Here is a 10,825-nt window from a genome sequence, read left to right on the forward strand (position 1 = left end):
GGCAAAAGCTGCCGACAGCCGGAATGTGTGCATCTTCGCCGAGGGTCAGGTGGATAGGAGCCCCACCGGCACCGGGGTGAGCGCCCGCCTGGCTATTCACTATGCCCGTGGTGAAATAGGAATTAATCAGCCGATGGTTATCGAAAGCATTATCGGCAGCCGTTTCACGGGCCGTGTTGTGGGAACAACGGAGTGCGGGCCCTATTCAGCCGTGATTACCGAAGTGGAAGGGTCTGCACATATCACCGGGAAAAGCGAATTCCTGATTGATCCCGACGACCCGCTGGGCGACGGCTTCATTCTGCGTTGAGGCCCGGGTAGGTCTAATCAGCATCAGTTTTTAGTATCTGCCCTGTATCGCTACCCTTGCGCCCGGAGATCTGCCGTCCCAGCCCGGCCAGCACCGGGATCACCAGCACGGTTGCCACGAAGCAGGAGCCCACCCCGATGAACAGGACCACACCCAGGTCACCCAGTCCCGCCATGGCGGCAAACCACAGGGAACCGAAAGCCAGCATGGTGGTCAGGGACGTGAGCAGGATCGCCCGGCCGGTGGAGGCAAACACCGTGCCGTGCGCGTCGGCACCCTCCACATTGTACCGGTGGATAATATGCACCCCGTCATCAATGCCGATGCCGATGATAATCGGTACCGCATATATCCCAACCAGGGAAAGCATGATGCCTGATAGATGCATGACTCCCAGCATCAGCAGGACGCCGAAGATCAAGGGGATAATGGCCAGCAAGGCCTTCCAGACGTTACGAAAGTCGGCCAGCAGCAGCAGGAAAATGAGCACCAGCGCAATCTGCACCGCTAGCTTGCCGTCAGCAAACATAGCTCCTAGCAGGGCATGGTAGACGATCGGCATTCCTGTTGCCCGGGGACTGACCTTCTGCATCTCGTCGTTCAGACGCTCCATGTTCTGCCGGTTCCAGATATTTTCCCGGGCAAAAACGTAGATTAGAAAATGCTTCCCTGACTTACCCACGTACTGGTCGTGGATTACCGGCGGCAGGGACTCAATCGTCAGGGTCTCGGTGTTGGCCATGCGTATGACCGCCGGCTTGAAGTGCCCGGCGAAGTCCAGGTGAAATGGACGAACATCCTCCGGCCCGACGCTCGCAGGCGACGTCAACTTCTCCCGAAACTGCGTGAGTGTCCCCCGCGTGATGTCCGCCATACTGGGATGTAGTCGTTCATGCAGCGCCACCATGGAGGGATCTTCCTCGTCTGGCACGACACCCACCAGCAGTCCCGCCTTGAGGTAGACCTTGTCCTGTCCGCCGATCAATGCCATGGACTGGATTTCCATCACGTTGTCTTCCAGCCGCTCCACCTCGGCCTTCAGACGATCCAGATCGGCCTGCGTGAGGGTGGGGGAAACCTGAGCCCGGGACATGGCCCGGCGTACATCGGCCACCAGCGCTTTCCGCTGTTCCTGCTCGCCCTCCGGAGGCAGCAGGTCCACGATAGAACTGACAACGCCGATGGTGGAAGCATCCTTGGTGGCTTCCGTGAGGGCATAAGCTTCTTCCAGCGAGGTGGCGGTCAGCATGGCATTGTCGGGGTCCATGTCAAAGGCCTCGATCATCTTGTCCTGCAGTTCCAATGACTTCAGGCCCTTCGGCAGCAGGTTGCGGCTGTCATAGTCCATTTCCAGTTGGAAGCCGCGATAGGCGAAGTAGCCCACCACAATCACTACCGCCACCAGCGAAAAGACCCAACGCTTAGACAACCATTGCGCCGCGGTGCCCAGGAACCGGTAGGAAATATCCCGCGGTGGCTTGGGCTCTGCGTCTTTACGAATGCGGCCCCAGAAGCGCTCCCGAATCACCAGCAGGGTCGGCAAAGCCGTCAGGGCGGCGATCATGGTCAGGATGAGACCCACACCCAGCACCAGGCCGAACTGCCGCATGCCGTCGGTCTTGCCGAATATCAGGGTCATGAACGCGATGGCCGTGGTGCAGGCTCCGGTGATGATCCCCTTACCCGACCGCGTCATCGCACCCGTCATGGCGCTGAGGATATCCTCCCCCCTGGCCCGCCACTCGGTATACACCGCGATGATATGGATCGAGAAATCGATCCCCAGACCCACCAGCATGGCCCCCATCATGGTCGTCATTATGTTGAGTTCACCCGCCAACGGCCAGGCCATGCCCATGGCCCAGATCACACCAAAAACGAGGGTGATGATCGCCAGGAAGGGCGCTACAATCATCCGAAAAGCCACCATAAAGAGAATAAGCACCCCCACCAGTGCCAGCAGGGTGATGACGATCATATCCGTACTGATGGCCGCCATCTTATCCCGGCCCAGCACGATGGAACCGGTGAGCCCCGCGTCCACACCGTACTTCTCCGCCACCGGCAGCATAACCGCCTCGATGGAATCCGGACACGCCATCATGGGCTCCAGGTCGTATATGCTGAAAGTGGTCATGACCTTGAAGATCATCATGCGGCGGTCCCAACTCTGGTTATAGCCGCTGCCAAACAGGATGGCCTCGCTGGCGGCGGCTCCGGCACCCTCCACCCGGCCCTCCAGCGCATTGTCAAACTCATCCACCCAGGTCTGGATACCGTCCAGGAATCGCACAGCACCCTGCTCCTGCTCCAGGTTGGAGAGCTGCTCCTCGCTCTGGATATATTCCTTCTCGAAACTGTCATTCAGGTTGGTGAGAAAGCCCACCAGGTTGGGATCCTCGAACAGGGTCCGGCTGTTCTCCAGGTCCTTGGATTTCATCAGCATCAGCGCGTGTTCGGCCAGAAAGTCCCTGGGGGCCTGGTAGACCACGTCGGTCACGTACTGTTCCAGAGCTTCGACTCGGGGTATGGCTTCGTCGGCGAAAGCCCGTAAAGCTGGACCATCCCCTTCCGCTACGATATACAGCGTTGAGGTGGCGTTGTATTCCTCCGAAATCGTGTTAAGCTCGATGATGGAGGGATCGTCCTGGGGCATCATGTCCTGGAATTCTGTGCTGATGCTCAGCTGCCCCATCATTCCGGCGCAGACAATCGTAAAAATCGTGATCCATAGCAGCGACCACCAGGGACGCTTCACCACATAGGTGGCGACGGCAGACAATAATCGATCACGCATGGGAAACGCCCTTTCACAAGAAAACCATCAAAAGTATGTGGAACCATAGGGCTGGAAACTACGAGGCACTTTTCGTGATTACAAAGCTCTGTTTGCACCTTCGGCTAAGTGCTAACCATCTGATCGGCGCCAGTTCGGCATTAACGGCAATGCCCATTTTAATTTTAGACTGGGTGTTACGCACCATATGACGACGTTCAGCGGTGGAATTGACTGGCGGGATTTCAGACCGGTTTGCCTAATTTAGGGACCGGTGGTAATGCCGCTGAATCCCATCTGGTAATCACTATTGGCAGAAGTACCCATGCAGAAAATTGCAGCTAGCGCGCGAATCCCCAAACTCATACTTGGATTTTCTCTCTTAGCCTGGCTCTACCCGCAGATTGCAGCGTCGGAAATGAAGGGGCTGGTCCCCGCCTTCCAATTGGAATCCAATGATATGGCTCTGGAGCGACGGGCTCAGGCCTTTGCTCCCTTTGATAAAGTGGGGCGGCGATTCGCGATCCTGGGCCTGGAGAGCGGCACCTTCGAGGCCTGGGGTTATCCTCTCAAGATTTTGCGCAACTTTGAGTTCTCTTTTCTGATTGGAAGCAGCACCGGGAAAATTTCAGGCTGGGAGATTGCCCGCTGGATCTCGGTGACCCCGGAAGCAACGGTTATCACTTACACTCACCAATCGTTCGTTGTCCGGGCTATCTTCATAACTCCGGTGAATGAGCCGGGCGCCATTATCCTGTTGGACATTGATTCCATCGAGCCGATGACCGTGGTAGCGAGCTTCCTGCCGGTGCTCCAGCCCATGTGGCCTGGTGGTATCGGCGGCCAGTCCGCCTGGTGGGACAATGACCTGAAAGCCTATATCATTTCCGAACTGCGACACCAGAACGTTGGCTATGTGGGCTCGCCGGCGGCAGCCGGCATCTCCTATACCCCGGCCCATATGCTGTCTGACCACCCTATGGAATTCAGGATTGAGGTCAATCCGGAGGAGGTCGCCGGCAAGTATATCCCCATTGTCCTCGCCGGGGGAACAGGAGATGCTGAGGATTTCTTGGCCGTCTACGTCAGGCTTGCCAATGATCCAGAGAGTTATTACAAGAGGAACCGTGCCCATTTTAAACAACTCCGAGAAAGCACCGTCCACATCACGACCCCGGTGAACGACGTAAACCTGGCCTTCGAATGGGCCAAAGTATCCTATGATAACCTGATAGTAACGAATCCCAACCTGGGTACCGGACTGGTGGCAGGGCTGGGGATCTCCGGCACCAGCGGCCGACCAGGATTCGGCTGGTATTTCGGCGGCGATGCCTTCATTAACTCCCTGGCGCTAACTAGCTACGGAGCTTACGCCGCAGTGAAAGACGTTCTCCGGTTTAACCAAAAATGGCAGCGGGATGATGGTAAAATGGCCCACGAGCTCTCACAGTCGGCCTTCGCTTACGTCGCTTGGTTTGAGGATTATCCCTACGGATATATCCACGGTGACACCACCCCATGGTATCTCGTGGCAAGCGGTGATTATTTCCGCACCACCGGTGACCTGGAATTCATCCAGGAGAGCTGGCCATCTCTAATGCGGGCCTACCAGTGGTGTTTAGGTACCGACCAAAACGGCGATGGACTTATGGATAATAAGGGTGCTGGGCTGGGAGCACTGGAGTACGGCCCCCTTACCGATATCCTAACCGATATCTACCTTGCGGGCATCTGGGTGAAGGCCCTCGAGTCGATGGGCTATCTGGCAGCCGCAATGGAAGACGATGACCTGGAAGCTGACTGCCAGAGGCGCTACCGGCAGGCGGTGGCGGTGCTTAATAAGCAGTTCTGGGACCGGAAGCATCAGTACTTTACTTATGCCTTTAACAGCAGCGGCAAGCAGGTCCCCGGGGTGACGCCCTGGAGCAGCCCGGGTTTGATGTGGCGGCTTTTCGAGCCAGAAAAAAGCCATGCCACACTCACCGGCATCAATTCCGCAGAACTCATGACCGATTGGGGAGCCCGCTCCATATCTGCCAAGAGCCAGTATTACGAGCCGTTGAACTACAACTATGGTGCGGTGTGGCCATTTCTCACCTCATTTGTTTCCACGGCCCAATTTGTGAACCACTTCGCCGAGGCTGGCTATGCCACCTTGCTATCCACCGTACGCCATACTTTTGACAATTCTCTTGGAAATATCACCGAGGTATTCTCGGGCCAGCGCAACGTCTGGCCGGCCGAGGCCGTGAGCCATCAGGGCTTCAGCTCTGCCGGCGTCGTGCTCCCACTGGTCAGGGGGCTGCTCGGACTGGTCGTCGATGGCGCGGAAGGTAAGGTTACCTTTGCGCCCCACCTCCCTGCCGACTGGCACCACATAGAAGTCGGTAACCTCATCGTAGGGCCATCAAAGGTCAACTTTGTTCTATCCAAGGACGAAAAAAGTCTGAACCTGTCGATCCGCGTCACGGGTGCTAGGCCGGTGAGTTTATTATTCTCACCGGCATTTCAATCAGGTGAGGTTACCGGTGTTTTACTCAATGGCGAAGCGGCTCCTTATGAGATCAGCGAAACGTCACAAGATTTCCATGTGATGATCAACGCTGAAATTCAGCAGGAAGCCAATATCAGGATTGATCGCACCCCATCCTTTGAAGTCGTATTTCCGCAGGTGGATTGCCGAACCGGCGATGCTAATCGTGGACTGAAGGTTATCGAGACCCAGCGCCTTGGGCGGGACTTGAAGTATGTTTTGGAAGGACTCTCCGGCGAAACCTACCTGCTGAAGGTGCTTAACCCGGACTATATCCTCAGGATTACCGGTGGCAAACTCGTTGGCAAAGGAATCGAAATCTCTCTTCCTGACGATAGCCCTGGTGAGTTTGTGCGCTGGTCACTGAAAATCGAGGGAAAGCGCTAATGTTTGTCCCGGCAGCGTTCTACGGCATTTTAAAAAGGGCATAGGAAGGAACTATATATAAATTCATAAGAAATAAAATATAATCATAGTAAAAATAAGTGGGAGTACGTAATGAAACACATAAGTAATACCATTGCCATATTCATACTGCTTTTTGCAATCAATATTAATCTTGCACAAGAATATGATCCAGTTGCCGATACAGATGCTATAGTTATTTCTGATAACGTTCGATTCACAGTACTAACTCCGAGAGTGATCAGGATGGAGTGGGCGGAGGACGGTGTTTTTGAAGACCATGCAACTTTAGTATTCATAAACCGGAAACTTCCTGTCCCTGATTTTAAAAAACTGACGCAAAATGGATGGCTTAGCATTGAAACCGATGCATTTAATTTAAAATATAAGCTAGGTAGCGGAAAATTTGCAGATAACAACCTTCAAATCAAATTTACTGTTGACGGGACCAATAAACTTTGGCGACCGGGAACCGAGAATCGTGGCAACTTATCAGGCACTGCCAGGACATTAGACGGGTACGATGGTAACATTAACTATCGAACGAAGGAAGAAATAGATCTGGGACAGGGGATTATTTCAAAGGACGGTTGGGTGCTAATTGATGATTCTGAAAGGCCAATCTTCGATAATTCCGAGTGGCCATGGGTGATGCCCAGACCGGAAAAAGAGAAGCAAGACTTATACTTTTTCTGCTATGGTTTTGATTATAAGACTGCCTTAAATGATTTTATAAATATTGCAGGAAAAATTGCTTTGCCACCCAAGTATGTTTTCGGTGCCTGGTGGTCGCGTTACTGGGAATACACTGATTGGGAATTACGTGAATTGATCCAAGAATTTGAAATACACGATGTGCCTTTAGACGTGCTGGTTGTGGATATGGATTGGCATATAACCACCAAACCTGAGTGGTATCAGAATGGAGAAAAGATACAGGATCAGGCCGGTCAGTGGGCAGGCTGGACTGGATTCACGTGGAATAGGAATTATTTTCCAGATCCGAATGAGTTTCTAAAATGGACCGATAAAAATGGACTCAGGGTATGCATGAATCTTCATCCTGCATCGGGAATACAACCGCATGAGGAGAAATATCAAGAAATTGCTAAGGCGATGGGTATCGATCCTAAGACCGGGAAATATGTCCCTTTTGATATTGTCAATAAAGATTTCGCAAAATCCTTCATGAAAATCATCTTACATCCTATGGAAGCCGCCGGCGTTGATTTCTGGTGGCTGGATTGGCAACAATGGAGTACAACCAAAATTCCGGGTGTAAATCCAACATTCTATCTTAACTACGTTTTCTTCAGTGATATGGAACGACGGAATGAGAAACGCTCGTTGATTTTTCACCGTTATGGCGGCCTCGGAAATCACCGATATCAAATCGGCTTTTCAGGCGATGCTTTTATCAACTGGCGTTCACTTGATTTTCAGCCATACTTTACGGCAACAGCTTCAAATGTCGGTTTTGGATTCTGGAGCCACGACATCGGCGGCCACATGTTCGGCGAAAGCAATCCTGAACTTTATACCCGCTGGATACAATTTGGCATATTCAGCCCAATCTTGCGAACACATTGCACAAAAAATCCCCGCATAGAACGCCGAATTTGGGCTTATCCATTAGAATATTTCTCTGCCATGCGCAGCGCCTTTCATCTCAGGTATTCACTCATACCTTATATCTATACTGCTGCCCGGCAAGCTTATGATACAGGCATTTCTATCTGTCGACCCATGTATTATGATTATCCTGAAGCAGAAGAAGCATATGCTTTTAAAAACCAATACATGTTTGGCGAGGACATATTGGTGGCTCCCATCACGCGTTCAATCGGCAATGACAGTCTATTTGTCTTAAAGGAAATATGGCTTCCTGAAGGCGATTGGATTGAATTTTGTTCAGGGACAGTATTTAAAGGCGGCAGGGTTATAAAGAGGGCATTTGCTTTAGACGAAATTCCATTATATGTCAGAGAAGGTTCGATAATTCCTATGCAGCCTAAAATGAAAAGAACTGACGAAAAACCAATAAATCCATTGATCCTTAATATTTTCCCAGGCAAAACAGGTTCTACCAGTGTATATGATGATGAAGGGAATAATCAGAACTATAAAGCCGGGACTTATGCCATAACAAATGTCACTTTCAAAAAAATTGACCATGAGAAAATAAACATTCGCATAGAACCTGTGAAGGGAAGCTTTCCCGGCATGTTGCTGTCCAGGGCTTACGAATTGAGGCTACCTCTTACTTTGCCACCAGAAGAGGTAAAAGTAAATGGTAAAACAATTAAATATGCGAGAGATTCCAACGTTAATTCCTGGAATTATGATGGCAATGAATTGTCAACACATATCTTTACGCCTGAATCAAGTGTCCGTCGAAAAGTCGAAGTTGAAATAGAGTTTCCTGAATATGATGTCACACTGCTTTCAGGCAAAAAGGGAGAGATAAATAAGCTCTTGAAATTCATAAAATTTTTAGCAGATAACAATTGGGACAAGTCCAAATATTCAAATGATCTAGCTGTTCATGTGGCCCAAACAGGGCATAGAATCAGCCTGAATCCTGATGATGCACTCTTGGAAATTCAACAATTCGATAAGGAATGGCAACAAGTGTTAGAAATGATCGAAACATATTCTCAAGAACAACCGAATTATGTATCCTATCTAGAGTTGTTAAAAACAAGTAATCTGAAGTGAAAATATTTCTTGTTAGCTTAAAATCCGGCTAACCAAACGGCTATACCTTTACCTGGCAATAACAGGAAATTCCGTTATCCGTAATCTCGTGCTTCCATAGGGGACGAGTTCCAGCTTCATAGCCGGTTGATCTGAGGTCACAGGGCTCACGGGCGGGTCATCAGCCGAATGGTTAACGATCCCCCACTGAGGAATTGCCTTGCCCAAGACCTCCAGGACGACCGGCGCATTTTCATGCACCCAAGGTACCTTTTCGAGGGGCCGGATGTAGACGGTGATGGAATTCCCCGGATGCTCTCGATCCACAACCAGCCCGTAGTTCCACGCTGTTGTTGGATAAACCTCCCAATCCGACGAATTCAGATAGTAATTCTTCAACTCGGCGAAGCGTTCCCCGATCTTAAGCGAGAAATAGAGTGGCCCGCGCATAATCGCCACGGAATTGTTATATCGCGTTTCCGTCCTCAATTCCATTGGAAGCTGAAGCTCTACCGTATCGCCGGCTTCCCATTCCCTTTTCACTTCTGCGAAGGATCCTGCCGTAGCCGGGATCGTCCTGTTCCCCACCAGGATAGTTGCCCCTTCGGCCCAGACTGGAATCCGGAAATAGAGCGGAAAAGTGGTCGGCTCTGCTACCATGACGGTGAATTTGATGCGCCCCTCAAAGGGATATCGTGTTTCCTCTATGATGGTAGCGGCAACACCCCTACCTACCCTGGCATTAACCTGGCTGGGCCCATAAGCTATCACGGCCAGCCCCTGGGTACGAGTGGCCATCCACATGTGAGCGACAAATTTGGGCCAGCCCTGGTGCATATTGGCCGTACAGCAGCCGTAGTTTGGCTCTAGCCCATATAGGTTCGATTGCGGCCCGTTTGATGACCATTCACGCTCAGCAATTGTACACAGGACCTGATTGCTCTGCTGGTCATACTGGTGTGCCCAGTAATCGGCAGTTGTCGCCCCGGGCAGTGAATTATATGCCAGCACTTCCAGGCGATCAGCCAGCTGTGGAGCGCCAATGATCTCAACCAATTTTTCCAGGGAATACATGAATTCCACCACAGCACATAATTCGGTTCCCTGCGTGGGACGCCGGCCGGAAAGGTGCTCATCACCGGAGAACCTCCCCCCCGCCTGCCCATGATGACGGTCGAGATTCTCGATCCCTTCAAAAACACGTTGTCTGTGGGTCCTGTCCTTTGAGAGGATATAGCGGAGACCGGGATACTTAACGGCCATGGCAATATTGACTACGTGGGCCGTTAATCCTGTAGCATCCCAGATGTGCGGAATCCGGCCGCTTGCCAAAGCTTCACTATCCCAGGGAAAGTCCCGGAAATAAGCCGACCAGTCATAACTGGAGTCCACAATTGATTTAGCCACTTCGAGAACATTCGCATTCTTCGTCCGGTTGTAAAGCCAGAAAGCGGAAATAAGATTCTCCTTGGCCCGAACCCCCCTCCAGGTGTGATCCGGCCAGTCGGGGGGCGCATTTTTCAGATAGGCAAAATAATTCGTCAGGAGCGAAATGACCCGCTCATCCCCGGTAGCCTCATAATATTGAGTAAGGACTTTCATGGCCACCGCCAGGGGCCAACGATCATTGTTTTCTGCGGGGCCAAACCATCCATCGGGCTGCCCGGAAGCAAGTATCCATTCCACCCACACCCTGGCTTTCTGGACCAAGAGCGAATCACCCAGCTGGTATGCCAGTGGAATCAGACCATCCAGGTAGTAGGGCCCTCTCTCCCATATCTCTCCGTCCCCTCCTTTCCAGCCCGAGTTCTCGAGGCTGGGCCAGAATTCATCGAGATGCCCGGTAAGACCGTTGGCTTGAATCACAAGCTGGTCTTCGAGCCATCCCTGCGGCTTGATGGCTCCCAGGGGCAACTTGATAAACTCATTCCGGGCCAGCGGCGGCTGGTTTGCAGCGTAATGGGCTGGGCGCTCGCAACCTATAATCATAAGTAGGAGAATAGTGGAGAGAACGACTTTTCTCATTGATCTATCACTTCCTGTGAATGTAACCGGCGACAAGCCTGCGGGGAGTATTGTTCAAAAGTCATGGATCCATCACTCC

Annotated in this window: 5 protein-coding genes; 3 read left to right on the forward strand and 2 right to left on the reverse strand. The window is 51.9% G+C overall.

Features of this window, described 5'->3' with window-relative positions; translation table 11 throughout:
- Positions 1-310 (forward strand): proline racemase family protein (locus ACETWG_12435; GenBank protein MFB0517395.1); only part of this gene is annotated, 310 nt, incomplete at its 5' end.
- 13 nt (positions 311-323) lie between these two features.
- Here the strand turns inward: ACETWG_12435 and ACETWG_12440 are convergent.
- Positions 324-3,107 (reverse strand): MMPL family transporter, encoded by a 2,784-nt coding sequence (locus ACETWG_12440; protein MFB0517396.1) that lies wholly within the window; start codon positions 3,105-3,107, stop codon positions 324-326.
- 304 nt (positions 3,108-3,411) lie between these two features.
- On the opposite strand from ACETWG_12440, the gene ACETWG_12445 reads away from it, so the two are divergent.
- Positions 3,412-6,006 carry a GH116 family glycosyl hydrolase gene (locus tag ACETWG_12445; protein MFB0517397.1) on the forward strand — a complete coding sequence of 865 codons (2,595 nt, stop codon included), beginning with the start codon at positions 3,412-3,414 and terminating at the stop codon, positions 6,004-6,006.
- Between the two features lie 111 nt (positions 6,007-6,117).
- Positions 6,118-8,742 carry a TIM-barrel domain-containing protein gene (locus tag ACETWG_12450; GenBank protein ID MFB0517398.1) on the forward strand — a complete coding sequence of 875 codons (2,625 nt, stop codon included), beginning with the start codon at positions 6,118-6,120 and terminating at the stop codon, positions 8,740-8,742.
- A 48-nt stretch (positions 8,743-8,790) separates the two neighbouring features.
- Here ACETWG_12450 and ACETWG_12455 read toward each other — a convergent pair whose 3' ends face one another.
- On the reverse strand, positions 8,791-10,746 hold the full coding sequence (locus ACETWG_12455) for a beta-L-arabinofuranosidase domain-containing protein (protein MFB0517399.1): 1,956 nt from the start codon (positions 10,744-10,746) through the stop codon (positions 8,791-8,793).
- Positions 10,747-10,825 lie beyond the last annotated feature (79 nt).

Source organism: Candidatus Neomarinimicrobiota bacterium (assembly GCA_041862535.1).
GTDB lineage: Bacteria > Fidelibacterota > Marinisomatia > SCGC-AAA003-L08 > TS1B11.

What these genes read in the sequence shown, in the direction of transcription:
- ACETWG_12440 (MFB0517396.1), bottom strand. Translation starts at nt 3,107, where the DNA reads ATGCGTGATCGATTATTGTCTGCCGTCGCCACCTATGTGGTGAAGCGT.
- ACETWG_12445 (MFB0517397.1), top strand. Translation starts at nt 3,412, where the DNA reads ATGCAGAAAATTGCAGCTAGCGCGCGAATCCCCAAACTCATACTTGGA.
- ACETWG_12450 (MFB0517398.1), top strand. Translation starts at nt 6,118, where the DNA reads ATGAAACACATAAGTAATACCATTGCCATATTCATACTGCTTTTTGCA.
- ACETWG_12455 (MFB0517399.1), bottom strand. Translation starts at nt 10,746, where the DNA reads ATGAGAAAAGTCGTTCTCTCCACTATTCTCCTACTTATGATTATAGGT.